Genomic DNA, 26,036 nt, shown 5'->3' with positions numbered 1-26,036 from the left:
CCTCCCTACCTTCATATTATAAACTATATTTTCTGTCTATTCATACTGTAAAGTAGCAAACTGAAACAGGCTTTCTTGAAGATTATCCCAAAAGATTGTTTGTAGCGCTCTTTTAGGATAGCTTGCCATATAAAAAGCGGCTACCAAGACAGGATTGGCAGCCGCTTTAAAAATATATTATTGATCTTTTTTAAATTGCTCACATTTTAGTTCTAACTCATCTAGCATTGAAAGAAGACGATCTACATCTTCTAATTCCACTTCTTCCGGTTCAATTGTATCAATCACTTCGATGAACATATTTAAACGTTCTTTTAAATATACTAGTTGTGAATCTTTATCTTGAATTGCTTTTCCCACGAAGGCACTCTCCTTTTTATTCGAGTTACTTTTATTATACCGCAAAAATGAGCATCACGAACATGAATTTTTAGCAAATTTGTCATACCTTTTATCTTGAAGCAATTACTACTCCCTACCACATTTTATAGATAGAGAAATCTTTGTTACAAAAAGTTTCACTTTATAAATAGCTTATATTCTTCTATTATAGAGAATGGACAAATTGTTATTTCAATAGTCAAAGGAGTATTTCATATGAGTATATCACAAACAATGAAGCCGATTACTCCTTCTTACGATCCATGGGAAGCGTATATGGACCTTGAAGAGTACGGCAAATTACTATTAACAAACGTTGAGTTTACAACGACAACGTTATGCAATATGCGCTGCGAGCATTGTGCTGTTGGTTATACATTACAGCCGAAAGATCCAAATCCGCTTCCGATGGAACTTTTATTAAAACGATTAGATGAGATTCCTCATTTACGTTCTTTAAGTATTACTGGCGGAGAACCAATGCTCTCAAAAAAATCCGTCGACAACTATGTAACACCACTCTTAAAATATGCCCATGAACGAGGCGTTCGCACTCAAATTAATTCAAACCTAACTATAGATTTAGCCCGCTATGAACAAATTGTTCCGTATCTAGACGTGCTACATATTTCACATAACTGGGGAACAATTGATGATTTTGTTGAGGGTGGCTTTGCAATGATGGAGCGCAAACCTACTTATGAACAGCGCGCAAAACTATTTGAACGGATGATTACAAATAGTAAAGCTTTATCAGAAGCTGGTGTTCTCGTATCAGCAGAAACTATGCTAAACAAACGTACATTGCCACATATTGAACACATTCACCGCCAAATTGTAGAAGAAATGGGTTGTAAGCGTCATGAGGTACATCCGATGTACCCAAGTGATTTTGCTAGCAACCTTGAAATTTTAACAAAAGATGAAATTCGCAGTGCAATTGAGCACTTATTAGAGATTCGTGATGAGAATGTGTGGATGTTATTTGGTACGTTACCATTTTACGCATGCAGTAATGATGAACCTGATTTAGTTACATTAAAAAAACTACACGAAAGTAAAAACGTAACTGTACGTAATGATCCAGATGGACGTTCTCGCCTAAATGTAAATATTTTTGATGGTAACATTATCGTAACGGACTTTGGTGATATTCCACTGCTTGGCAACATTCAAACAAATACATTGCAAGAAGCATATGACAAATGGTGCAACTCGAAAACAGCGAAATCATTAAGCTGTCACTGTCCTGCTGTAAAATGCCTTGGACCAAATATTCTTGTAAAAAACAGCTATTATCCAACTGAGGACTTCTTAACAAAAGAATCGAATATCACACTGTAACAAAAAACGTCAGCATATTTAGCTGACGTTTTTTATGTTATCGCGGATAAGGTGATGAAATAAATTTAAAGGATACATAATCTTGTACAGGAATAGATGCTCCAATTCCTTGGGAAGTAATATTTTTAATTACAAGCCTCTTTTGATTCCCTTTTAAAACAAGATATACTTCTCCAAATGTAACTTTTCCTTTTTCATTTACCGCTGGTGTATATGCATATAAATACCCAAGTTGTTTCGGGCTGATATTATATATACGTTCATTCCCGGTACCATAACCAATTGTTGTTTTAAAAGACAGGGGTAGCTGTACTTTCTCCATCGCCTTTAAAAGAATCATCTTTTTCACATCATCTGCATCTTTAATATAAGCTGTTAAACCACCTTCTATCGTTTTTTGTGATTCTTGTTTGTACCGAAGCGGATACAACCTCTCCACACCGCGGTTATCATACACATTACGATTTACTTGCTTATATTCCCAATTTATCGTTGTATCTGTTGATTCATAATTCAACGGCCATTGACCTAAATAAATTTTCGCCCTATATCCGACTGCAAGAGGCGCATTTGAAATCGAAGTTTCGTTAAACATCCGAATTAAATCTGGGTTTTCTATTCGAGTCGTTGACGTTTTCAGTAGTTCTTTCGCAAATTCACTTGGCTGCAAACGCGGTAAATCTTGCGTTGCATTCGGATACGTATTGTCTTTTGAAATGTTCAAAACAGATGACGGCATCTTTACGTTGATTGTTGTCTTTGCAAAACTACTATAAGGAAATAATAAAATAAACGAGACCATAGTTGAAAAACATATGCTGCACACTCGTTTCATCTGCTTTACCCCTTCCTAATTTAAAAGTGTATAAACCATTTAAATAGCAATTAACTATCCCTATTGTTTTCCCTCCATGACATTGTTATCCCATTTTTTATAACAAGTAAAAGCCAATTCCCATAATGAAATAGGCAGCTAATAATGTTCCTCCCTCAAACCAGTTCGTATCTCCGTCATTTGAAATTGCAATTGTTAAAAATACCGCCGTAATCATGGACACAAGTTCCGGCATTGTAAATACAAGGGGCATCTTCACTGTAAAAAACATCGAAAGTATGATGAGAACAGGGGCGACAAACATAGCAACCTGCAATGTTGAACCGACTGCAATTTCAACTGCAATATTCACTTTATTTTTATAAGCCATAATAATTGCAGAGGCATGCTCTGCAGCATTACCAACGATCGCAACAATGATAACCCCGATAAATAGTTCCGACCATCCAAATGATTTCGCTACCGTTTCAAATGTATGAACAAGCGCCTCAGATACGTAAGCAACAGCCGCTGTTGCAATCGCTAAAATAAGTAGTGCTTTTCTCTTTGACCATTCAGGTTCCTCCTCATGTTCTACTTCATCACTTTTATGCTGATATACACCGCGATGTGTAACCAGTTTGAAAAATAGTGCTGCTAAATACATGACAATCATGATGATTGAAACCCCAATGCTTAATTGATATGTCTTCTCTATACCCATCTTCATTGAAAAAACTTCTGGAATAACAAATGCTACAACAACTGCAAATATTAGAAGAGCAGAGTTATGTCTTGCATCGTACACATTGAAACTTTGTCTTTTATACTTAAGCCCTCCTACAAAAAAGGAAAGACCTCCAACTAATAATAAGTTTCCAAGAACAGAACCAGTTAATGAAGCAAGTACAACTTCAGTTAACCCTGCTTGCAATGCAAAAATTGAAATAATAAGTTCAACCGCATTCCCGAAGGTTGCATTTAATAACCCACCAATTCTTGGCCCAGAAACAATAGCTAAACTTTCTGTCGCTCTTCCCATAAAAGCAGCGAGAGCAATAATTGTAATGCAATATACCGCAAACATGATTGTTTGTGGCCAATGTAGCGTATTTCCAATAATCGAAAGCGGCACTCCAACCAGTGCAAGTATTAAGAAAATTTTATTAAACATATTTTCAATCCTTCCATCGTATGTATTTCTCTCCACTACTATTATTATTCTTCTCCTAACTTGTCCCATTTCATCACAAATACGTTTAAAAAGTGGGATTGAAGAAAAAAGTATAAAAGATCGTAAAAAATTTTAAGGGCAAGTTTTTACAAGGTGAAATTACGGATAACTGAAAGGAGCATCAAAAATGCATTTAAAAGAAAAAATTGCAACTATTATTCAAGGACAAAGAACAGGTGTATTAGCTACCGTTCGTGAGAATAAGCCACATAGCTGTTTTATGATGTTTTTTCATGAAGATTTTGTATTATACGCACCAACAGATCGTAATTCAAAAAAGGTAGCAGATATTGAAAAAAATTCAAACGTGCACGTACTACTTGGAAGAGAAGGAAAGAAATGGGATGAAGATTATATTGAAGTAGAAGGCATCGCTTCAATTGAAGAAGATCAAACATTAAAAAATAAATTTTGGAGCAACAACTTAAAACGCTGGTTACTCGGTCCCGAAGATCCTAACTATGTACTTATAAAAATCAATCCCAATACAATTTACTACATTGATAGTGCTGGTACGACTCAGCCAGAGTTTTTACGACTATAATCCAAAAACAAGCCCCTTCAAAAGGGCTTGTTTTGTCGAAAAGTTCTCATCAAAAAAAACACAAAAAAGGTGGAACATTCTAAAGATTCTGTTATATAATAGTATCAACTTAAATAAACTGTATTAAAACAGAATGGGAGGAGAAATAAAAATGATGAAAAGAGAAGAACGGAAGAATATGATCGAGTTTATTGAAAAGAAAAAAGGAATGGAGCGTGAAGAACTTTTATTTATGACAGATGATGAAGTTGAACATATTTATAATGTAACGTACTTTTTATATGAAGAAATTGCAGAATAATAGATGAAAGGCCCACCTGTCAGGTGGGCCTTTCATCTATTCATTATTACCAGCAATCGCTGCAGCACTTGTGTTCATTTTCGGGAAAGTTGGATTGTAAGGGATCAATGCCAATGTAGCGGCAACTACCCGTTCCATCATCACGGCACTATTCATGATAGGTGTAATTATGATACAAAGAAAGTTTCAAAATATTAGTGACGTTCTATTAAATAAAAAAGCACCAGCTATTTTATTCTCTCTCCTTAAAAACAGGAAATGTTTCACAAGTTGCTCCTGTAGATAAATTAAGTGTTATATGTATTACATCAGATGTTTTCTTCATTGCTTTCAGCTAAAAAACCGCTAAATAGCGGTTTTTTTTCTTCTTATGTAGACCCATACAATAAGTATGACTACTACTGAGATAATTAAAATCAACATTCCATAATGATGCAGGCTATATTCAACAAAACGCCACTTCTCTCCAAGTTTCCATCCAAGCCCAATAAAAACGCTAATCCAAATGAAAGCACCACCGTATGCGTATAAGCAAAATCTCCATAACGTTAAATTAGACATACCAGCGAAATACGCAGTTAAATGACGAACTCCTGGTATAAAGTATCCGATCATTAATAAAAAGGGGCCATATTTTTCAAATAAAACATGCGTTTTATCAATTTGCTGTTCTTTAATTCCTATCTTTGGACCATACTTTCTTAATACAGGTAGTCCAAGTTTTAACCCAAGTATGTAACTTAAAGTAATTCCAAGTACCGAACCAGCCATTCCACTTAGAAAAACAGCTGTCCCTGACATAGTTCCTTTCGAAATATTATAACCAACAAACGTCAGCAAAAACTCATCTGGTATCGGTAGACCAACTATTCCGCCTGCAAGAGCTATAATAATTCCTAAATATCCATAATGTGCGATTAACTCACCAATATGCTGTTCCATTCGGATGACACATCCTATGCACGATCGTTATTCCATATTGTGCCCTCTCTATCCTTTAAGCAAACATGGTATACATATTCACTATACATCGTTTTTATAATGAACTCTACTCCTATTCATCTGATCTGTAATGAAACTTTTCACTGCTTTTAATCTTCACTTTTCAGAACCTTGAGATGTGGATACATATTGTTCATACAAAGCGGAATAACGTAAAACTTCCATAAATATTTTTTCTTCATCCTCCACTTATATAAAACCCTCACCTCTCTTCCTTGCTTCTCACTGAATCTTGAAGTTGGAGTCTTACTGCCCGTAAATAGTGGGATAAATCCATACTTTGCCTCATAATTATAAGAAAATCCGCCTTCACAAGCAGGTTTTTTGTTACAATAAAGAAAAGTTACATTTAGCATCGGTTTGACTCTCAAGAAAAATGATATAGGTAGGAAAAAATATAATTTAAAACAATAACATGCATCTTCTATCCATGTAGAGTACTATGCACCCTTTTACATAATAATCATTTTTCTAAATCATACAGGGGGAAAAAACATGACCATAGAAAAACAATTGATTCAAAAGGTATATTACGAAACATTCTTAACTGAACAAGGTTCTGTTCAAGCTCCTCAAACGCTTGGGGAAGCATATGTAAATGAAGCTGAAAATGAATTTTCCAATATCGCTAATATTCGTTTCGCACAAGGAGAAGTTTACTATCATCATAAAGATTTTGAAACAGCCATCTTCAAGTGGGAGAAAGTAAACAATGACCTCTCTCTATGGGCAAAAAAAAATATAGCAGATGCTTATTTTGAATTAGGATTGCTTTCAATCGCAGAAGAAATCTATACATCAATTCAAACGGACGATATAACACTGACAATGGAAGTGTCATTACAACTTCTTTCTCTGTACATTGAACAAAATCGTTTAGGACTTGCTTTTAAGGTCATTAGTGAAGCAGTTGCATTCCAACCAGACTATCCAAATATTACTGCCATTGCCCGCTCCTTTTATGAAAAACAGCAGGATTGGAACAACGCTATTGATCTTGCTATTCACGAAGGAATTCGAACAAAATCATTACATTGGTTTGAAATTTTAACAAGTTATGTGAACCAAGGATTCACAAAACAAATGAAACCAAAATATTTTTATGAGGCACTAAAAGTTTTATATACAATCGATTCAGACCAATTTAAGCAACTTATCTCATCATTTTGGAAAATCTATCAAGATGAGTCGACCAACTTAGTATGGATTCAAACAATCAATCACCTATTTTTACATATCGAGGTAGATTCTTACGACTCATGGGATGAAATCGTTACTCTTTATCAAGAAACATACTGTGAATTAATTACAGGAAAATACTTGATGCATGAACTACAGGAACTTATTCCAGACTTGTTAACGAATTGGTTTAGCTTAACAAAAGCAGAACATTCTCTATTTGTTTCCGCTGCGACATTAGCATGGAATGAGGTTTCACCTAAGAGCCTTGATACATTACTTGTAAAAAGCGCTGAAACGCTACTTTCTAGCTCAACAATATATAACGCAGTTGAACTAGAAAAGACTGCAAATCTTTTTGAAACTATTGTTGTATGGGCAGAAAAGAATGATGTAGACTTAGGTCATTCTTACACATGGCTTGTTCGAGAACTTTCCGATATAAACGTACAACAAATTCTCATTACGGGTACGAATGATGATAGTAAATCAGCCTTTATCAATTCTATATTAGGGGAAAGGATACTAAAAAATACTTCTAGAGCTGCTATCGCCTTTAAGGATAATCCACAGACAGAAATTACGGAACTCACAGATTTAACAATAAGAAATGCTTCTAATTTAGATGAATTTTATGAGATGATAGCTGTCCCTCCAAAATCAGAATCTGAACAGAAATGTATTGAATTTAAACTACCAAGTAGATTTTTACGGAAAAACAAATTCTCATTTATCGTTACACCAGGTTTTGATGGAAATGACAATAAAGAAACTACAAATCTTGAATACTTACATGTATCCGATAATCTATTATATATTCTTAATGTCTCTTCACCTTTACTTGATGAAGAAATCAATACACTATTGTACATACGTGAACAAATACCGACTTTACAAGTTCATTTTGTTTTAAATACAATCGATACAATTCTTACTGATGAAACAGCAAATAAAACGCTAACCGAAACTGAGTCTAAAATACGTGTACATTTCCCAAATGCACGAGTATTCCCTTACTCATCTTTAGATGAGAACAACGGGCAACTAAGTGATTTAACAGAATCTATTACTTCAAGCTTTACGAATAGAGATATAAAAACAGAGCGCATAGAAAAACTATTATGGTTTATTCAAAAGACCATTACATATCTCTTAAATGAACGCGTACAATTAGAAAATACATTAGTAAAGTCAATCCGTTGGAACAAACACATTTTAGTGAAACTAAATGGCTTTATTAATAACCTGACTGCTATTGAAAAAGATAAGACTCGTTCTATCACAGACTCGTATCGTTTAACAAAAGATGAAATTATACATGATCTCCATAATCAAATTCCTGAATTATTGCAGAGCTGTTCTGATTTAATTCAGGAAGATAGTGACTTTAAACAAGTTCATGAAGAACTAAATGAAGCAATGAATGAAAGAATCCAAAAGCATTTACAACAAATGATATTACCTAAGTTTACGCATTCTATTCAGGAATGGATTGAAAAAGCACATAATGAATTTATTCAAAGTCAATCTTATTTAGATGAAATGAGTGAAACATTTAATAACTTATACGAAGAAGAGCGAATGAAACTGCCGTGTGATTTTCAATTACTTGATGATTGGCGCCGAGATGTTGCAAGAATGACAAACCGAATCAACGTTGGTGACGTAAATATTTTACTACGCTTTACACCAACACAATTTCTATTAAAAAGTGCTGGGAAATTATTCGGTAACATGCAGAAGAATCAATCTATGCTCTATAACAAATATAAAAATTATATTGAGACCGAAGACTATACAGAGGTAACAACAACTATTTCTGAACAGTTCTTCCTTCAATTTGAATTATTCGAAAGTGCATTAGAACGTGATATTATGATGTTCTTTAAAGAACCTCTTAGTATCTTAAAACAAACTGTAGAAGCAGCACATTTAGAGATAGAGCAGGACGAAAGTACATTAACAAAACTAAGAACAAACCCAGAAACGTATCACGATCCTTTAACACTATTTAAATTACAGTTATTACAATACAAATTCATGTTAAATAAAAATAGTAACAATGACTCAACTTCCTCATCAAGATTAATAATTGACGAAACACCAATAGTTTAAACAAAATGCATGCCATTAAGACGAGTTACAAGCAAAAAACCAAGCAACTTAATCATTGCTTGGTTTTTTGCCTCTCTTCTCTTTCACACACATATCCCAAATAACATCATCAACCTTCGCATCAATTCTCACACGCTTAATGAAGTTCTTTCTCTCTGCTTCATTATGAATTAACTTATGAACATATCGGCGCTTACTTAATAACTTCCTACATGCTTCATTATAATTTAGAACTTCCTGGCAGCTCTTATTCTCATGTAAAACTTTAAACCATGTATACTGTTTCAGCTTTTCTATATGCCGCTGTATCCTTTTCTTTTTCCGTTCTTCTCGCTCAGCTAATCTTTCTAACGCTCCCTCTACTACTTCATCTAACATAAAGTCCCCAGCTACTTTTACAATACTGACTGTTCCTCTAACAATTCCTTTCCCTGCATCAGCACATAGTTCACCTAATGCAATTACTCCGCGACTAACTCCTACTAGAATATGTCCGATAATATCCTCCATATTGTCCCTTCTTTCTAGTTTATAATTTTCATATGATCGAACGGATAATAAATTGCTTTTAGCGTTCCAAGCACTTCTGTTTTATCGATAAGTCCTAAGCCATTACGACTATCTTTACTTACTAACCGATTATCACCCATAACAAAAATCTTATCCTTTGGAATTGTAATAGGACCAAAGTCTTCAGTTAAATTAATAAGAAGTTGTTTCGCATGCCCTCTATTCTTATCCAGGTAAGGTTCACTTTTCACTTGATGATTTACATATAATTGATCATTCTTCATCTCAATTACATCTCCAGGTAACCCAATAATTCTCTTCACATAAAAATTATCAGTCTTTACTACAATTATATCTTCACGCTCATACGTCTCAAATCTCTTTGCTAACTTATTAATAATTACTTTATCCCCATCTTGCAATGTTGGCCTCATAGATGCTCCCTGCACAGTTGTTGGAAAAAACACAAAAATCTTCACTAAAAAAACCAACAAACACGCAATAGCTAGTATTTCAAAAAGCTCACGAAAGCGATTTTTCTTTTTCATTTATTTCCCCTTTCTCTCTTGTCCTTCTATTATAGAACTCATTTGTAAATAAATTCTATATTATCTGTCAATTATTTGTATTATTTATCGTACATTAACAAGTGGTAATAGCAAACTCAATGTCCAGTATGAATAAAAAAGAACCGCCCTCACAAGCGGTTCTTCATTTCCTATATTTCAGCATAAATAATACACATCTGTGCAGCAACATACGTTACCCAGATCCAAAGTGGATCATACTTTACTTTGCGACCACCAATATCCGTTATACCAATAATAAAATCAGAAATCACAAATAACAATCCACCAACTGCCGGAATCCACCACATTCCGTTGTGTGCATAGTATAATGCAAAGGCAAAGCACGCCATTCCCCCAACCCATAAACCATATACGAGCGCACCAATTGTAAATAGCCTATCTTGTTTTTGATTCCGAATAAAAAAGAACCAGCCAATTATTAAAAATAAACCGTATGCTGCTACCCCAATCCAGAATCCGCTCCATGAAATACCTGTTTGCAAAAATGCTGTTACATAAAAACAATGCGCAATTGCAAAGGCAACCATACCGCCGATTAACCGATGCCCAAATGGAATGAGCCCCGCCATAAATAAATCACCCAGCGTAGATAAAGTCATACCAATTGCAGCCCACTGACGATACTCTACAGATGGATCTTGTAACCAAATCCAGATTGCACCACCTGTTAAAGAAAAACTAAGGATAAGACGGATGAACAACGGTAATGGCTCATTTTTCATAGTTTGCTTTGTCTTTTTCATGGCAAAAAGCGCACCAACAATAAATAAAATAATCTGTCCAATTAATAATATGTAAATTTCATTCATAACATATACTCCTTAATGAATAGATAATAATGTTTCTTCGTGATATAACTTGCTTTTTCCTGTTTTTATCTTACCAAATTAAAAAAAAAAGAAGAATACTTCTTTTTTAAAAGGAATAATTCCTTTCCTTTAAGCTACTTTTTTCTCTTGTTCCGTTTTTTTCACATTTGGTCTTCGATTTACTACGATAATACCAGCTGCTACACATGCTAATCCAAATAAAACGAATGAATGGATTGCTTCTCCTAAAATCAGGCTAGATAACATGACACCAAATACCGGTATAAAGAACATATACATCGATACTTTTCCAACCTTGTTATATTTCATAACTGTATTCCAAATACAGAAACCTGCCGCTGATAAGAAGGATAAGTACAGTAACATAAATAGTGCTTTTGTATTAAATGCAAAAGGCATAAATCCAACTTGAAAAATACCAATACATAATAATCCGATAGATCCAAAAATCATCTGGTACGCTGTCATATACCCAACATCTAATGTTTTACTTCCTTCTTTCGCTAATATATTTCCATATGAATACATCATCGCGGCCACCAAAAGTAATAATTCACCAATTCCAAAATGAAACGCCATACTCCCATCACTTGGAACATTCACAAGAATCACACCACAGAAACCGATAGACACACCGATCACTTTGCGAATATTTAATGAATCATCTTTATACAAAAAATGTGCGAGTATGATTTGGAAAAAAGATGATGTCCCAGAAATAATAGCACCTTCAATTCCTGAACTGTAACTCATACCAATATAAAAACACACATATTGTAGGAATGTTTGAAACAAACCAATTTGCACTAATTGCTTTCCTGTTTCTTTTTTGAAGTGCATATCTTTTCCTATTGCTTTAAAAAAGAATAAGAGCATTACACCTGATAAGAAGAAGCGATAGCCAGCAAATAAGATTTGCTCGCCAACTTCATGTGGCTGAATTCCAAGTTCAACATAACTTAATTTAATAAAAGGAAATGCGCTTCCCCATAGAAATGTCGCTGCTAGTGCTGCAACAAATACACCAATCGGATGAGTAAAAAATTTCTCTGTTTTCACTTGCTGTCTTCCTTTCCGACCTTTTTATGAACAAGATTCATATATACCAAAGGAAGAGCAAAAAAACAAGTTTTTCAATTTTTCATATACGTAAAAACATATCTTCAAGTAGCAACATATGATATGATATAATATGTAATAATTACAAGATAATAACTGATAAAATTTTTCAATAGAAATGCTGCTATCCTTACGGATGGCAGCTTTCGTCGTTTTATAGGGGTTTCGATTTTGATTCTTTTTCTCAATAAGAAATTGGAAGGAGCGAGTAATAATGAACTCAGAAGTAAAAACATTACCATCAAAAAATAATATGTCTAGCCCATCTTGGAGTCAGTCATTTCAAAAACATTATGAACTAATCTTTGCAATCCTATCGGGGATTTTCATTTTATCTGGCTGGTTACTCACAAAAAACGAAGCAACAACTGCTGGAGTAGTTTTTTATATCCTCGCCTATATAATTGGTGGATATGCAAAAGCCAAAGAAGGCATCCAAGATACGATCGAAGAAAAGGAATTGAATGTGGAAATGTTAATGCTCTTCGCTGCCATCGGTGCCGCTATTATCGGCTACTGGGCAGAGGGTGCAATCTTAATATTTATCTTTGCACTAAGTGGCGCAATGGAATCTTATACGTTGAGTAAAAGCCAAAAGGAAATTTCAGCATTGCTGGATTTACAGCCTGAAGAAGCTTTACGCATTTCACATGGAACAGAAGAACGCATTCCGGTAGGTCAGTTAGAAATTGATGACATCATTTTAATTAAACCAGGTGAACGCGTACCTGCGGATGGTACAATTCATAGCGGTGAAACGAATATCGATGAAGCAGCTATCACTGGGGAACCTATCCCGAATGAGAAAAGATTGGGTGATGAAGTATTCGCTGGAACCGTAAACTTACGTGGAGCCATTGAAGTTAAAATTACAAAACGCAGTGATCAAACACTGTTCCAAAAAATCATTCGTCTCGTTCAAAATGCGCAAAGTGAAAAGTCACCCTCACAACTTTTTATTGAAAGATTTGAAGGAACATATGTAAAAGGTGTACTTATTATTGTTGCTCTAATGTTGTTTGTTCCTCACTTTATACTAGATTGGAGCTGGAACGAAACATTTTATCGCGCTATGATTTTACTCGTTGTTGCTTCTCCTTGTGCACTCGTTGCTTCGATTACACCAGCAATATTATCTGCCATCTCTAACGGTGCGCGAAGCGGTATTTTATTTAAAGGTGGTATCCATCTAGAACGTCTTGCCTCAGTGAAAGCAATTGCCTTTGATAAAACAGGAACATTAACACAAGGAAAGCCGACTGTAACAGATGTTTACGTACGTGATGAAATATCAGAAAAAGAGGTGTTGTATATTACAGCCTCTATCGAAAGTCACTCCACACACCCGCTTGCAGAAGCTATCGTCAAGTACGCAAAACATGCATACGACATTACATTAACGAAACCAGAAAGTGTAGAAGATGTCACTGGATTCGGCTTAAAAGGAATTTTAGAAAATACAGCTTATAAAATTGGAAAGGCCGATTTTATTGGTGAAGAAGCGAAAGTATTTCATAATGGTATCGCTAATACACTTGAACAAGAAGGAAAAACTGTTGTCTATATCAGTGATGAAGAAGGAATTCTTGGGATTATCGCTTTAAAAGATACGTTACGCCAAGAAACAATTGCTGCCATTCGCGATTTACAAAGCATTGGTGTCGAAGCCATCATGATTACTGGTGATAATGAACAGACAGCTAAAGCAATTGCAAATGAAAGCAACATCAAAGAATACTACGCATCATGCTTGCCGGAAACAAAAGTAGAAACAGTGAAACAACTAAAAGAAAAATACGGAACAGTAGCAATGGTGGGCGACGGTATTAACGATGCTCCTGCACTCGCTACAGCAAGTATTGGCGTTGCTATGGGTGAAGGGACAGACGTTGCCTTAGAAACAGCAGATGTTGTTTTAATGAAAAATGAACTCTCTCGTCTTGCACAGGCCATTCGTTTATCAAAACGAATGAATCGTATTGTGAAACAAAACATTATCTTTTCTTTAACAGTAATTGCAATGCTTATTTGTTCTAACTTTTTACAATTTTTAGCACTTCCATTTGGTGTTATCGGCCATGAGGGAAGTACAATCCTTGTTATACTAAATGGATTGCGATTATTAAAAGGAAATAACTAACGGGTTCCCAAAAGGGAACCCGTTTTTTAATATCTAGCTTCAGCAGCTTGCACTTTTAATGGTAGCCATTATGCCCATTCGCACTGCTGCTCGTTTTATGTTTTGGATGCGAACTACTATTTTTTTTACCTTGGTTTTTATTATTGTGATTTTTTTTATTGTTGCTCATATCAAATCCCCCCTGTTCCTTTTTATTATGGAACAGAACGCTATTTTCCATCACGGGAATTATTGTCACTTGCTCGATAAGAATACAAGAGACCGTTAATTTCACCACCAAGTAAAATAACCCAGGCCGTTAAATAGAACCATAACATTAAAATGATAATACCACCGAGACCACCATATGTATTTGCATAATTTGCAAATTTGTCTACGTAATAAGCAAATGAGTACGATACCACAATCCACCCAATTGTTGCAAATAATGCTCCTGATACAACCTCTTTTCTCTTTAACTTTCGATCAGGCGCAAATGTATATAAGAAACTAAATAAGGCAAATAACACTAAAAAGCTGGCTACTAATCGTGTAATACTCCATACAAAAGAAAAGCTTTCTGACAAACCGAGCGCTTTAAAAACAGCTGCTCCAATTACCTGTCCAAAAACAGGGACAATTAACGCAAAGACAATCATAAAAATTATTGCTAGTGTAAGTACAATAGATAACGCTCTCGTTGTAATGTAAGAGCGTGTTTCTTTTACGTCATAAGCACGATTAAAAGCATTCATCACTGCATTTACACCATTTGATGCAAACCATAGCATAGATAATAAACCAAATGATAACAGACCACCATTTTGTTTGTTTACAACGCTATCAACGTTCACTTCAATTAAATTCATTGCATCTTCTGGCACATAATTCTCTAATAAACTGAGCACATCCTCTGTATGAATGGGAATAAATCCAAGAAGCGTAATTAAAAAAACAAGCCCAGGAAAAATAGCAAGCAAGAAGAAATAAGCGAGCTGTGCTGCTAAGCCCGCTACATCATCTCGCATCGTTCGGTCGTATAAATCCTTCCCAAACGAAAAGACACGATTTCCCCTTGCTTTCTCTAGAAATTTTTTCATATGTCTCTAAACACTTTGCTTCTCTTCTTTATCTTGCTTCAACTCAATATATGCTTCTGTTTTTTTTTCCTCAGCAATCACTGGTTCTTCTCCCGTTACCTCTTCTAATGTTGGAGAAATTGTTTGAATTTCAATTGTTTCTGTTTTTCCTTCTGGCTCAGCTTTTTTCTTACTAAAAATTTCTTTCGTTTCTTTTAGTGTTTCAACAACAGCTGGTGTTAATTTTTTAATTTCCGCTACCTTCGCCTTTACTACATTAAAATCTGCAAGTTCGCGCCCTTTATCTGTAACAGTTTGCACCTTTTCTTTTATCTTTGCATTCTCGCCAATTTCAATCATTTTTGATTTTGCTTTTTCTGCTGTATTTTTTACTTTCTCGCGATTTTCTTTCTTAAGCATGGAAACAGCTACACCTGCTGCTACCCCAATTGCAATATTTCGAGCTATCTTATTCTTCTTTGCCATATTCCTTCACCCTTCCGTTTCTTATGTTAGAAAGTATTTCTTTCTAAGCTTTCTCAGATTCCTTGCTCATTTCGAATGAATGCTAACAATTTTGTACACCCTTCTGTTACAAGGTCATATACTTCTTGAAAGTTCCCTGTAAAATAAGGGTCAGGAACATCTGTCCAGCCACCTTCTGGAACAAAATCGGACAGTCTACCAATATAGCCTCCAGCTTTACCTAAACTTTCTAAATCCGCTATATTCTTGTTGTCCATGGCAATAATATAATCAAACTTTGTTAAATCTTCTTTTTCTACTTGACGTGCTTTAATTCCTTCAAAAGAAACTTCATTTTCTTTTAAAATTTTTTGTGTTCCTTCATGAGGTCGATGACCAATATGCCAATCGCCTGTCCCCGCGGAATCAATTTGAATTTTATCTTCTAATCCCTCTTGCACGACAAGATCACGAAAAATTGCTTCTGCCATCGGAGAACGACAAATGTTCCCAAGACAAACAAACAATACTTGAATCATATTTGTTTCTTCCTTTCTTGCGCATTTCTTATATATACGTATAGTATAAACAACCAATTATTAATTATAAAGGAAATCCCTACTAATTTAATTGGATTGAAAAGTTACATTAACGAAAATGATAAAAAATGTTAAGATATCCTTATGTTATTTCAAAGGGGGACACTTCGGTGGATTTATCCGTAAAATCGCAAGAAAATGTTGAATATATGGTAGAAGCCATTAAGGAAAAGTTACGCATGGTAAATGCAGGAGCAATGCGCGCTGAAAGCTTTAATGCAGAAATGTACGAAGATCTACGTGACATTTATAATCATGTAATGAAGCGTGAAACATTTAGCATTAGTGAAATGCAAGCTATTACAGAAGAATTAGGTACATTAATCAAAAAATAAAGAGGAGTCCCTTATACAAAGGGACTTTTTTATTTCCAACAAATTCATGACATCCTTTCGCTTTCCAACATTTATTTTCCAAATACTGTACAATAAAAAGAGAACCTCACCATAGACTCCACATCTAATACTCGCCACATTACCATTGCCAGCTGTGTTTACCGGAGGTGTTTATCTATGAGCAATTGGTACAGTAAAACGAAAGATCACACAATACTTGAACTTGAAACAAATGAACGGCATGGTTTAACAGAAGATATGGTACAAATTCGGTTAAAAAAATATGGTCGAAATGAACTCATCACCAAACAAAGACGGACTTTATGGCAACGTATTTTCGCCCAAATTAATGATGTTCTCGTCTATGTTCTTTTAATTGCCGCTCTTATCTCTGCCTTTGTAGGTGAATGGGCCGATGCTAGCATTATTGCTCTTGTTGTTGTTTTAAACGCTGTAATTGGCGTCATTCAAGAATCGAAAGCAGAACAAGCTTTAGAAGCATTAAAAAAGATGGCAACACCAAAGGCAATTGTTAAGCGTGATGGTGAACAAAAAGAAATTCCATCAGAAGATGTTGTTCCAGGGGATATTGTTATGCTTGATGCAGGGCGCTATATTCCTTGTGACTTACGACTTATTGAAACTGCAAATTTAAAAATTGAAGAATCAGCGTTAACAGGTGAGTCCGTTCCTGTTGATAAAGATTCACTTTATCATCCTTCTCTTCAAAATGGAGAGCAGGTACCACTAGGTGATCAAAAAAATATGGCATTTATGTCAACACTCGTTACTTATGGCCGAGGCGTTGGTGTTGCTGTTGAAACAGGAATGAACTCACAGATTGGAAAGATTGCAACTCTCTTACATGAAGCCGATGATGATGCAACACCACTTCAAAAAAGCTTAGCACAAGTCGGAAAATATTTAGGTTTTGTAGCAGTTGCAATTTGTATCATTATGTTCCTCATTGGATATTTCCAAGGTCGAGATACGTTAGAAATGTTTATGACCGCTATTAGCTTAGCTGTAGCTGCGATTCCAGAAGGATTACCAGCAATAGTTTCCATCGTTCTCGCAATTGGTGTACAGCGTATGATTAAACAAAACGTTATCATTCGCAAACTTCCAGCCGTAGAAGCACTGGGTTCTGTTACGATTATTTGTTCAGATAAAACTGGTACATTAACACAAAATAAAATGACAGTGACTCATTTCTATAGTGACCGTACATATGACAAATTAGAAAAGTTAGACGTAAACAATGATGCTCAACGCTTATTATTAGAAAATATGATGTTATGTAACGACGCATCTTATACAGCTGACTCACAGACTGGTGATCCAACAGAAATTGCCCTTCTTGTTGCCGGTAGCAACTTTGACTTTCAAAAAGCTGCTGTAGAAGCTCAACATAGACGTGTGAACGAATTATCATTTGACTCCGAACGCAAAATGATGTCAACACTACATGAATATGGTGAAAACTATTACAGTATGACAAAAGGAGCAATTGATAAACTCTTACCTCGCTGTACCCATATCTTTATAAATGGTAGAGCAGAAATCTTAACCGAGGCAGAAAAAGAACAAATATTAGAAGCTGCCCAAATGATGTCTCAAAAAGCTTTGCGTGTACTATCTTTCGCTTTCAAACAGTATGATACACAAAACGTTAACACCGATCACATGGAAGAAAATCTTATATTTATAGGGCTTGTTGGTATGATAGATCCACCTCGAACAGAAGTAAAAATATCTATTGCAGAATGTAAGAGCGCGGGGATTCGTACTATTATGATTACAGGTGATCATAAAGATACCGCTTTTGCCATTGCAAAAGAACTTGGTATCGCTGAAAAAGAATCCGAAGTTATGATTGGAACAGAATTAGATCGTATTTCAGACGAAAAACTAGCAAATGAAATGGATCATTTAAATGTTTTTGCGCGTGTTTCTCCTGAACATAAAGTGAAAATTGTAGGAGCATTACGTGCAAAAGGAAATATTGTTTCGATGACTGGGGATGGTGTCAATGACGCTCCATCTTTGAAACAAGCAGATATTGGAGTTGCAATGGGGATTACCGGAACAGATGTGGCTAAAGGAGCAGCTGACATGGTTTTAACAGACGATAACTTCTCATCTATTGTAAAAGCGGTTGAAGAAGGCAGAAACATTTATCGCAACATAAAAAAATCAATTCTGTTCTTACTTTCTTGCAACTTTGGAGAAATTATTGCACTATTTTTAGCTATTTTACTCGGCTGGGCTACCCCACTTCGTCCTATTCATATTTTATGGGTAAATTTGATCACAGATACACTCCCAGCTCTATCGCTAGGTGTTGATCCAGAAGACCCAGATGTGATGAAAGACAAGCCACGTGGTGCAAAAGAAAGCTTGTTTAAAGGTAGTGTTTCTTTTCTTATTCTAAACGGGGTTGTAATAGGACTCATCACTTTAATCGCCTTTATCTTTGGAGCAAAGCTCTATACAGGAGATACAAATATCTTCCCACTGTTCCCGTCGCAAATTGATGATGATGCTTTATTACACGCTCAAACGATGGCGTTTGTTGTACTCAGTTTTTCACAGCTCGTTCATTCATTCAACTTACGATCAAATACGAAATCAATCTTTTCAATTGGAATATTCACAAATAAATACTTAGTTTTCTCCCTACTTATCGGTGTACTTATGCAAATATGTATTATCTCAATACCGCCGATTGCCAATATCTTTGGGGTACATGCCTTAACATTAAAAGATTGGGGATTTGTTATAGTACTAAGTATTATTCCACTTGTTGTAAATGAGATTATAAAAGTGTTTAAAAGAAATTAAAAGGCAATGAGGAATCTCCTCATTGCCTTTTAGTTACCCTTGTAATTCTTTTTTAATATTCTCTGTTAGTTCTGCCATACGTTTACGACTTTCTTCACGTTCACGTTTGTTTTGCTCTTCAATTTGCTGCGTTTCTTGCATACCTCTTGAAATAATATTCCATGTTTCTTCAAGTGTTTCCATTTTAATACTAGAAGAGCCAGAAAGTCTTGCTACCTCTACACTTTGCGTTGCGATATTTTGTGCGTTTTTCTTAAGTAACTCATTTGTACGACGATCAAGCTCAGCCATAGAATCAGCAACAAGCTTTTGACGTTTTGCATTCACAGCTTGAATAATTCCATTTTTAAAGATAGGAATCGTTGTAATAAACGCTGTATTAATTTTACCGATTAATTTGTTATTACCACGCTGTATCATACGAATTTGTGGTGCTGTTAATAATGCCACCATACGAGCCTTTTCTAGGTCATCAATGCGTTGCTCTAAAATTTCAACAGAGTTTCTCAAAGATTCTAATTCAATACCTGCCAATTGATCATTATTACGAACACGTTCCTCATACATTGGAACTAATTCTGTATTTAGACGTTCTAGTAACATTTCTCCCGCTACTACATATTTCTCTAAGTCTAAATAATATTTTAAGTTTTGTTCATATAAGCCATCTAACGTACCAATTGATTTTTTCATTTCATCTTGGTATTTCGTAATTTCCACGTACACTTTGTCCATTTCACGGCCCATCGTTTGATACTTACTAAAGATTTGTTCAATCATTTTATCTGCTTTTTTAAACATACGAGAGAAAAATCCGCTTTTCTCCTCCGCGAAATCTTTACTATCAAATCTATCCATAATTTTACCAAGTTGCTTTAATAATTCACCAGAATCCTCTATCTTGGATAAGGACATCGTATGTAAAATCTGATCTGCAAAACGTGAAATCTCCATAGAAGGCTCTTTACCAAGTTCGATTAATTCTAACTGGTCTTTAATATCAACAGCATTATAAATACGCTGAACTTCGGCATCTTGTCTTAGCTGCAAACGAACATCTTGCGCAGTTTGCTCATTCAATTCTGTTTTCGAATCTAGTACAACTGGATTATTCATATGTGTTTCTCCCTTTCCTTATAAAAATGGACGAAATAGTCCTTTAATTGTTTGTGATAAATTTTTATAGGCTGACGGACCCTGAAATTCAAGATCAAAATTCACTTCCTCGAGCCAATGTGAATCAAATGCTGCTCCTTCAATATATGGTTCAATATCATTTCTTCCTGTTGGATTAAAGTGTAGTACATCAATTCCAATTTGATTTAAAAATAATAATAAAACAGCATCAGAACGATTTAATTCCCCACTCTTTTCATTATTAAATATAACAATTTTTGGCACTTCTTGCGAATAATCAAATTTCTCAAGTAACTCTAAAATATGTGGTGGAATTTGGGAAAGTTGTGCAAAAACATACAAAGCTACCTCTTGTTTTGTTTCTTTCCCAACTGGTTTACAAAGTTCACTTTCGCATGTGTGAATAATCGCTTCTGCAATTCCATGTTGCAAGCCTTCTGGCAAGCGTTTATGCGGCCACCAATGACTATTCATAATTAAATCTGGATGAAGGTTCCCCCCGCGGTCTAATGCATCACGATAATGAAATTGAAAATTTGCTTTTTGTTCTTTTGTAAATGGGAATGTATTAATTAATAAACTATTATCAAATGATGTCACAGCCTTCAGTCGCTGAAAATATTCTTTATCATTTTTGGAAACACCTGACACTTTCGCAAATAAAGATGGAATATAAATATGTTTATTTTCTACAAAGAACGTAGGACGAACAAATGCCTTTTCTTTCGTAATTAAAAAGAGTTCATCGTATGTTGTTTTCAGCGTGCGTGCTACGGGTGTGTACGTACGGAATTGCCACGGTTTATATAATAAGGAATTGTCATGATGAAGTACTTGTTCAATTTCTTTAGACGCTTGATAAGCTACTGTTGCAACTCGCTCCCGGCGTCTATCTGGAAATGGTTCTAATGAAATACGACCTGGATGTGAAATAACAAAGGTCTTCTCTTCATTATCAATGCTTTCAAAGCCATCTTTTCCTTCCGGATGATAATATAATACATCACACCCGAGCATAATAAGGAAATATAAGAAATATATACGACTCTCCTTCGCATCCCCATACCAAACGATGCGAGGCATTTGTTTCTTATAATTAATTGTCGAAAACCATTGTGCTACATAATTTTCGCTTAATTTAATTATATCAATTAAGAAACGACGAAAACCTTCTGTTTTTAAAGATTGATTATGTTGTTTCTCATACAAGGTTAATATAGCAATAAATGTTGTATGTATATAGTGTTGTAAATCAGGATTATCAACTTTAGGCAACAACTGTTTTCCTGATAAATGCGCAACAAGACGATTTACTGTAAGACCATTCGGTGCTTCCTGATGCAGTGTGAATACTTCTTGAATATGACGGAGCTTCTCAGAATCGATCACTTTATTTAAATTTTGTTCGTGTAGTACAGTAATTCCTTTTGCTTCACTATAATCAAATAATTCATTAAAATATTCATCTACATCGTTTGGGACACCAAGAATACGACAAGCTATATAGCTAAATTTCATCTCATTCTCTGTTAATTCATACTGCGGGCGCTTTTCTAAAATCGTTTCAAATTGTTTTAAATCCGCTTCGTCTTTTAATGCATGTGGATGAAGTGTAAAACGCGAAAACACGACAGTTCACCTCCAAAAAACATTTACTTTTTAAGAATTAATATCTTATCTCTTTATTATAAACTATTTTAGGTTATAAAAAATGGGCGCTCTTATAACGAGCAAACCCATTTCAATTATTTATCTTCTTTCTTAGTAGCTGCAATCTCTTCTCTGGCTTGTCCTTGTCGCATATAATGCAAAATAAATGTTAAACCAAATGCGATAACTAAAATCATAAAGAATAACCAGTGTGGCACTTCAATGTGAATAACAGATAACAACATCTTCGCTGCAATAATTAAAATTAAAATATATGCCGTTGATTCAAGCTCTGGAATACGTTCTAGTAATCTTAAGAATACACCTGCGATACCACGCATCATTAAAATACCAAGCATTCCACCTAATAGTAGAATCCAAACTTCATTGGAAACACCAAATGCTGCAAGAACGCTATCTACTGAAAATGCAATATCCATTAGCTCAACCATTACAACTGTTCCCCAGAATACGCCAAACATTCTAAAGAGAATACCGTTTTGGTTCAAGCCATGCTCTTCTTCTTCTTCTTCATTTTCTTTTCGTTTATCAATGAAGTATTTAACAGAAAGCCATGCAAGGTACAATGCTCCTAATACTTTTACCCACCATAATTTAATTAAGAACATACCGATTCCAATCGCAATAAAACGGAATACATATGCACCGATTAACCCATAAAACAATGCCTTTTTACGCTTTTCTTCTGGTAAATGTTTTACCATTACCGCTAACACAAGGGCGTTATCGGCAGATAATAATCCTTCAAGTACAACAAGTGTACCAATTAATCCCCAAGATACAGGATCTTGTAATACTTTAATCCACATGTCCAAGTCAAAAAATTGGGCATACGTATCAAGGATTCCCTGTAAAATACTCATCTTACTGTTTTCCCCTATTCTTTGCTAGATTTATAGAAAGGTCAAAAAAAGGAAACGAAGTTCGTTTCCTTCTTATGCATCCAAGCCATACGCTCTTACAAGCGCACCTAATCCGCCTTGGAATCCACTTCCTACTGCATTAAACTTCCACTGTCCATTATGACGGTATAACTCACAAAAGACAACTGCTGTTTCAATTGAGAAATCTTCCCCTAAATCAAAACGAAGAACTTCTTCATTCGTCTCTTCATTTGCTAAACGAACAAATGCATTTGCAACTTGTCCAAAGTTTTGATTACGCCCTTCTGCATCATAAATCGTAACTGTAATTGCAATTTTGTGCACATCTGCTGGAACTTTAGTTAAATCCACAACAAGTTGCTCATCGTCGCCGTCGCCTTCACCCGTGCGGTTATCACCTGTATGTAAAACCGATTCACATGGAGATTGTAAGTTGTTATAGAAAATGAAATTTGTTTCTTTCGTACATTTTCCATTTGCATCTAATAAAAAGGCAGATGCATCTAAATCATAATCGGATCCACCATCATATGATTTAATATCCCAGCCAAGACCGATAACTGCTTTTGTAAGACCTGGACTTGTCTTACCTAGATCAATTTTCTGTCCTTTTTGTAATTGAATAACCATATATATTCACCTCTTATGCTATGATTCTAAAAATATATACATGAGTGAAGCACATGTCCACTCATATATATCTGTCTTATTACTCTACATCTAAACCAAAGTTATTACATAAAGCACCTAATCCACCTTGGAATCCACTTCCAATTGCATTAAACTTCCATTCACCAGCATGACGATATAATTCACCGACAACTACTGCTGTTTCAATTGAGAAGTCCTCACCAAGATCATAACGAATTAGCTCTGCGCCATTTTCTTCATCTATAATACGTACGAAAGAATTAGATACTTGTCCAAAGTTTTGGCTGCGACTTTCTCCATCATAAATTGTAATTGTGAAACAAATACGCTCAATATGTGCTGGAACATTCTTCAAGTCCACCTTAATTGTTTCATCATCGCCTTCACCTTCACCAGTACGATTATCTCCTAAATGCTCTACAGAACCGTTTGCACCCTTTGGATTATTATAGAAAACAAAATCTTCTGGACCTGATACTTTACCGTTTGCACCTACTAAGAAAATACTTACATCTAAATCAAAATCATTTTGCCCATCATAACGATTTGTATCCCAACCAAGGCCTACAAGAGCTTTAGAAAGACCTGGATTTGTTTTTGTTAAATCTACCTTCTGTCCTTTTTTTAACGAGATCGATGCCATGTATTATTCCTCCTTAAATTGTATTACTGATAACGCGATACAATTTCACTTAAATTTTTATCTTGTGTACCTTCTCCAACTGCAGAAAACTTCCACTCACTGCCTTGACGATACATTTCACCTGCAACTAACGTTGTTTTCCCGCCGTAATTTTCCGATAAATTATAACGTGCTAATTCTTCACGTGTTTGTGGATTTTGAATACGAATATATGCATTTTGAATCATTCCAAAGTCTTGACGACGATTCACACAATCATAAATATTTACAACAAATACTAAACGATTAATACGGCTCGGAACTTTATGTAATTCTACGAAAATCGTTTCGTCATCACCAGCACCTTCACCAGTTAAATTATCACCTGAATGAATAACGCTTCCACAAGCAGATAGCTTATTCCCAAAGTAAACAAGATCACTTTTATTTAAAAAACGATCCTTTTCTAGCATAATAACAGATGCATCACAATCGACGCTTGGTTTGCTTCCAAATAACGAAGATAGAAATCCACCCGATTGTCCAATTGGATCCCATCCTAAGCCGACCTGTAATTTTGCTACTCTTGGTTGTCCCTTCGTTAAATCAATCTTCTGTCCTTTTTCTAAAATAATAGGCATGAAGTTTCTTCCTTTCTACAAGGTATTTTCCAAATGGGAAAATATTGTATTCTTCTCTTATATTGTAGCACTATTTGTCAATTGAAAAAAAGAATAAATTTTCAATTATACGAAAACATTTACGTCATTTATTCATGACGATGTAATAAGTGGTAAATTGCTCCAATCATTCCGGCATGATTGCGATTTTGTGCCAGACTAATTTCACATGTATTATAAAATTCTGGCTGCAAATACTTTCTTACCTCTTCTTTCACTTCCTCTAAAAACTTAGTACCTCTCGCTGTGATACCGCCACCAATAATAATTGTTTGCGGGTTAAAAATATAGGCAAGATTGCTAATTCCAATTGCCAAATGTTTCAAGAACACTTGAACTGCCTGTATAACCTCTGTATCCTTCTTATCGTATAACTCAAAAATTGTTTTTCCATTCCAATTGCCATCACCTTTATATTGCTTCACAAGATGAACTAACCCTGAAATAGATGCGATTTCTTCAAAGCGTTTCCCTTCAACTAACATGTTTCCCCATTCACCAGCACTAAACGAATGTCCTCGATATAATTCCTCTTTGATAACAATAGCCCCACCAAGTCCCGTTCCAAGAGTAAGCATAATACAATTTTCCTTTTGTCTTCCCACTCCTTGCCACGTCTCTCCTAATGCTGCACAATTCACATCATTCTCAATTGAGGCGGGGACCGTTAACGTAGTTTGCAATCTATCAATAATAGGAATTCCGGCATAGCGTGGAATATGATCCACGCCGCCAGTTATCATTCCTTTATGAATATCAACTATTCCTGCTGTACTAATACCAATTCCAGAAATGGCATGTTGATTCATTAGCTCTTGAGACAAGCAAATTAGCTTTTGAACAATTTGTTCACCGCCTAAATGCGACTCTGTAGAAACCGTTTGGTGCTCTAGTAATGTTCCTATTTCTGAAACAATTCCATACTTAATTTCTGTGCCACCAATATCAAATGCAATATATTGTTTCATTCTGTCACTTCCTCTAACA

General features: G+C 35.2%; 26 protein-coding genes and 1 pseudogene. 8 read left to right on the top strand and 19 right to left on the bottom strand.

Features of this window, described 5'->3' with window-relative positions:
- Positions 1 to 177 precede the first annotated feature (177 nt).
- Positions 178 to 360: an SE1561 family protein gene (locus QRY57_RS04100; RefSeq protein ID WP_026592491.1), complete on the bottom strand. Its 183-nt coding sequence runs from the start codon at positions 358 to 360 to the stop codon at positions 178 to 180.
- A gap of 237 nt (positions 361 to 597) precedes the next feature.
- On the opposite strand from QRY57_RS04100, the gene yfkAB reads away from it, so the two are divergent.
- The gene (yfkAB, locus tag QRY57_RS04095; RefSeq protein ID WP_286016722.1) at positions 598 to 1,725 is read left to right on the top strand and encodes a radical SAM/CxCxxxxC motif protein YfkAB; all 1,128 of its coding nucleotides are present in this window, start codon (positions 598 to 600) and stop codon (positions 1,723 to 1,725) included.
- A gap of 37 nt (positions 1,726 to 1,762) precedes the next feature.
- On the opposite strand, the gene QRY57_RS04090 is transcribed toward yfkAB, so the two are convergent.
- On the bottom strand, positions 1,763 to 2,560 hold the full coding sequence (locus QRY57_RS04090) for a YfkD famly protein (protein ID WP_026592489.1): 798 nt from the start codon (positions 2,558 to 2,560) through the stop codon (positions 1,763 to 1,765).
- Positions 2,561 to 2,657: 97 nt separating this feature from the next.
- Entirely contained in the window at positions 2,658 to 3,713 is a 1,056-nt protein-coding gene (cax, locus tag QRY57_RS04085) for a calcium/proton exchanger (RefSeq protein WP_286016721.1), read from the bottom strand.
- A 187-nt stretch (positions 3,714 to 3,900) separates the two neighbouring features.
- Between cax and QRY57_RS04080 the strand changes: the two genes are divergently transcribed.
- The 3 genes and pseudogenes from QRY57_RS04080 to QRY57_RS04070 all read left to right on the top strand — a co-directional run bounded on the left by QRY57_RS04080 (position 3,901) and on the right by QRY57_RS04070 (position 4,956).
- Positions 3,901 to 4,317 carry a pyridoxamine 5'-phosphate oxidase family protein gene (locus tag QRY57_RS04080; protein ID WP_286016720.1) on the top strand — a complete coding sequence of 139 codons (417 nt, stop codon included), beginning with the start codon at positions 3,901 to 3,903 and terminating at the stop codon, positions 4,315 to 4,317.
- Between the two features lie 154 nt (positions 4,318 to 4,471).
- On the top strand, positions 4,472 to 4,618 hold the full coding sequence (locus tag QRY57_RS04075) for a BH0509 family protein (RefSeq protein WP_026592486.1): 147 nt from the start codon (positions 4,472 to 4,474) through the stop codon (positions 4,616 to 4,618).
- 34 nt (positions 4,619 to 4,652) lie between these two features.
- Positions 4,653 to 4,956, top strand: a pseudogene (locus QRY57_RS04070) (EamA family transporter).
- Between the two features lie 7 nt (positions 4,957 to 4,963).
- Here QRY57_RS04070 and QRY57_RS04065 read toward each other — a convergent pair.
- Positions 4,964 to 5,560, bottom strand: coding sequence for a DedA family protein (locus QRY57_RS04065; RefSeq protein ID WP_286016719.1), 597 nt, complete (start codon positions 5,558 to 5,560; stop codon positions 4,964 to 4,966).
- 149 nt (positions 5,561 to 5,709) lie between these two features.
- On the bottom strand, positions 5,710 to 5,976 hold the full coding sequence (locus QRY57_RS04060; RefSeq protein WP_026592484.1) for a hypothetical protein: 267 nt from the start codon (positions 5,974 to 5,976) through the stop codon (positions 5,710 to 5,712).
- Positions 5,977 to 6,115: 139 nt separating this feature from the next.
- On the opposite strand from QRY57_RS04060, the gene QRY57_RS04055 reads away from it, so the two are divergent.
- Positions 6,116 to 8,914: a P-loop NTPase family protein gene (locus tag QRY57_RS04055; protein WP_286016718.1), complete on the top strand. Its 2,799-nt coding sequence runs from the start codon at positions 6,116 to 6,118 to the stop codon at positions 8,912 to 8,914.
- A 48-nt stretch (positions 8,915 to 8,962) separates the two neighbouring features.
- Here the strand turns inward: QRY57_RS04055 and QRY57_RS04050 are convergent, their stop codons facing one another.
- From QRY57_RS04050 to QRY57_RS04035, 4 genes are all read right to left on the bottom strand, one after another.
- Positions 8,963 to 9,424 carry a hypothetical protein gene (locus tag QRY57_RS04050; protein ID WP_286016717.1) on the bottom strand — a complete coding sequence of 154 codons (462 nt, stop codon included), beginning with the start codon at positions 9,422 to 9,424 and terminating at the stop codon, positions 8,963 to 8,965.
- Positions 9,425 to 9,438: 14 nt separating this feature from the next.
- Positions 9,439 to 9,972 carry a signal peptidase I gene (gene lepB, locus QRY57_RS04045; protein WP_098302056.1) on the bottom strand — a complete coding sequence of 178 codons (534 nt, stop codon included), beginning with the start codon at positions 9,970 to 9,972 and terminating at the stop codon, positions 9,439 to 9,441.
- A 170-nt stretch (positions 9,973 to 10,142) separates the two neighbouring features.
- Positions 10,143 to 10,823, bottom strand: a complete 681-nt coding sequence (locus tag QRY57_RS04040) for a lysoplasmalogenase (RefSeq protein ID WP_026592481.1) — start codon at positions 10,821 to 10,823, stop codon at positions 10,143 to 10,145.
- A gap of 129 nt (positions 10,824 to 10,952) precedes the next feature.
- Positions 10,953 to 11,903: a DMT family transporter gene (locus QRY57_RS04035; protein ID WP_286016716.1), complete on the bottom strand. Its 951-nt coding sequence runs from the start codon at positions 11,901 to 11,903 to the stop codon at positions 10,953 to 10,955.
- A 274-nt stretch (positions 11,904 to 12,177) separates the two neighbouring features.
- Here QRY57_RS04035 and QRY57_RS04030 point away from each other — a divergent pair, with 274 nt between their 5' ends.
- Positions 12,178 to 14,103, top strand: coding sequence for a heavy metal translocating P-type ATPase (locus QRY57_RS04030; protein WP_286016715.1), 1,926 nt, complete (start codon positions 12,178 to 12,180; stop codon positions 14,101 to 14,103).
- A 209-nt stretch (positions 14,104 to 14,312) separates the two neighbouring features.
- Here the strand turns inward: QRY57_RS04030 and QRY57_RS04025 are convergent, their stop codons facing one another.
- Genes QRY57_RS04025 through QRY57_RS04015 form a run of 3 tightly spaced genes read right to left on the bottom strand, consistent with a single transcriptional unit; the run spans position 14,313 to position 16,165 of the window.
- Positions 14,313 to 15,182: a YihY/virulence factor BrkB family protein gene (locus QRY57_RS04025; RefSeq protein ID WP_026592478.1), complete on the bottom strand. Its 870-nt coding sequence runs from the start codon at positions 15,180 to 15,182 to the stop codon at positions 14,313 to 14,315.
- Positions 15,183 to 15,188: 6 nt separating this feature from the next.
- Positions 15,189 to 15,647 carry a DUF4075 domain-containing protein gene (locus QRY57_RS04020; protein WP_026592477.1) on the bottom strand — a complete coding sequence of 153 codons (459 nt, stop codon included), beginning with the start codon at positions 15,645 to 15,647 and terminating at the stop codon, positions 15,189 to 15,191.
- 53 nt (positions 15,648 to 15,700) lie between these two features.
- Positions 15,701 to 16,165 carry a low molecular weight protein-tyrosine-phosphatase gene (locus tag QRY57_RS04015; RefSeq protein WP_026592476.1) on the bottom strand — a complete coding sequence of 155 codons (465 nt, stop codon included), beginning with the start codon at positions 16,163 to 16,165 and terminating at the stop codon, positions 15,701 to 15,703.
- A 170-nt stretch (positions 16,166 to 16,335) separates the two neighbouring features.
- On the opposite strand from QRY57_RS04015, the gene QRY57_RS04010 reads away from it, so the two are divergent.
- Entirely contained in the window at positions 16,336 to 16,560 is a 225-nt protein-coding gene (locus tag QRY57_RS04010) for a DUF1128 domain-containing protein (RefSeq protein WP_286016714.1), read from the top strand.
- 177 nt (positions 16,561 to 16,737) lie between these two features.
- Positions 16,738 to 19,404 carry a cation-translocating P-type ATPase gene (locus tag QRY57_RS04005; RefSeq protein ID WP_286016713.1) on the top strand — a complete coding sequence of 889 codons (2,667 nt, stop codon included), beginning with the start codon at positions 16,738 to 16,740 and terminating at the stop codon, positions 19,402 to 19,404.
- Positions 19,405 to 19,437: 33 nt separating this feature from the next.
- Here QRY57_RS04005 and QRY57_RS04000 read toward each other — a convergent pair whose 3' ends face one another.
- From QRY57_RS04000 to QRY57_RS03970, 7 genes are all read right to left on the bottom strand, one after another.
- The gene (locus tag QRY57_RS04000) at positions 19,438 to 20,520 is read right to left on the bottom strand and encodes a toxic anion resistance protein (RefSeq protein WP_026592473.1); all 1,083 of its coding nucleotides are present in this window, start codon (positions 20,518 to 20,520) and stop codon (positions 19,438 to 19,440) included.
- Positions 20,521 to 20,538: 18 nt separating this feature from the next.
- Positions 20,539 to 22,170 (bottom strand): YceG family protein, encoded by a 1,632-nt coding sequence (locus QRY57_RS03995; protein ID WP_208018649.1) that lies wholly within the window; start codon positions 22,168 to 22,170, stop codon positions 20,539 to 20,541.
- Positions 22,171 to 22,286: 116 nt separating this feature from the next.
- Positions 22,287 to 23,075 carry a TerC family protein gene (locus QRY57_RS03990; protein ID WP_286016712.1) on the bottom strand — a complete coding sequence of 263 codons (789 nt, stop codon included), beginning with the start codon at positions 23,073 to 23,075 and terminating at the stop codon, positions 22,287 to 22,289.
- A 72-nt stretch (positions 23,076 to 23,147) separates the two neighbouring features.
- On the bottom strand, positions 23,148 to 23,726 hold the full coding sequence (locus QRY57_RS03985) for a TerD family protein (protein WP_026592470.1): 579 nt from the start codon (positions 23,724 to 23,726) through the stop codon (positions 23,148 to 23,150).
- Between the two features lie 79 nt (positions 23,727 to 23,805).
- Complete coding sequence (locus QRY57_RS03980) at positions 23,806 to 24,390, bottom strand: TerD family protein (protein WP_026592469.1); 585 nt, start codon at positions 24,388 to 24,390, stop codon at positions 23,806 to 23,808.
- 23 nt (positions 24,391 to 24,413) lie between these two features.
- A complete protein-coding gene (locus QRY57_RS03975; RefSeq protein WP_090693560.1) occupies positions 24,414 to 25,010 on the bottom strand; it encodes a TerD family protein in 597 nt (198 codons plus the stop codon).
- 128 nt (positions 25,011 to 25,138) lie between these two features.
- Positions 25,139 to 26,017 carry an ROK family protein gene (locus QRY57_RS03970; RefSeq protein WP_286016711.1) on the bottom strand — a complete coding sequence of 293 codons (879 nt, stop codon included), beginning with the start codon at positions 26,015 to 26,017 and terminating at the stop codon, positions 25,139 to 25,141.
- Between the last annotated feature and the right edge of the window lie 19 nt (positions 26,018 to 26,036).

The sequence above is a fragment of the Bacillus arachidis genome, from assembly GCF_030285945.1.
In the GTDB taxonomy this organism is placed as follows: domain Bacteria; phylum Bacillota; class Bacilli; order Bacillales; family Bacillaceae_G; genus Bacillus_A; species Bacillus_A arachidis.
This window is presented reverse-complemented; position numbering and strand designations above follow the sequence as displayed.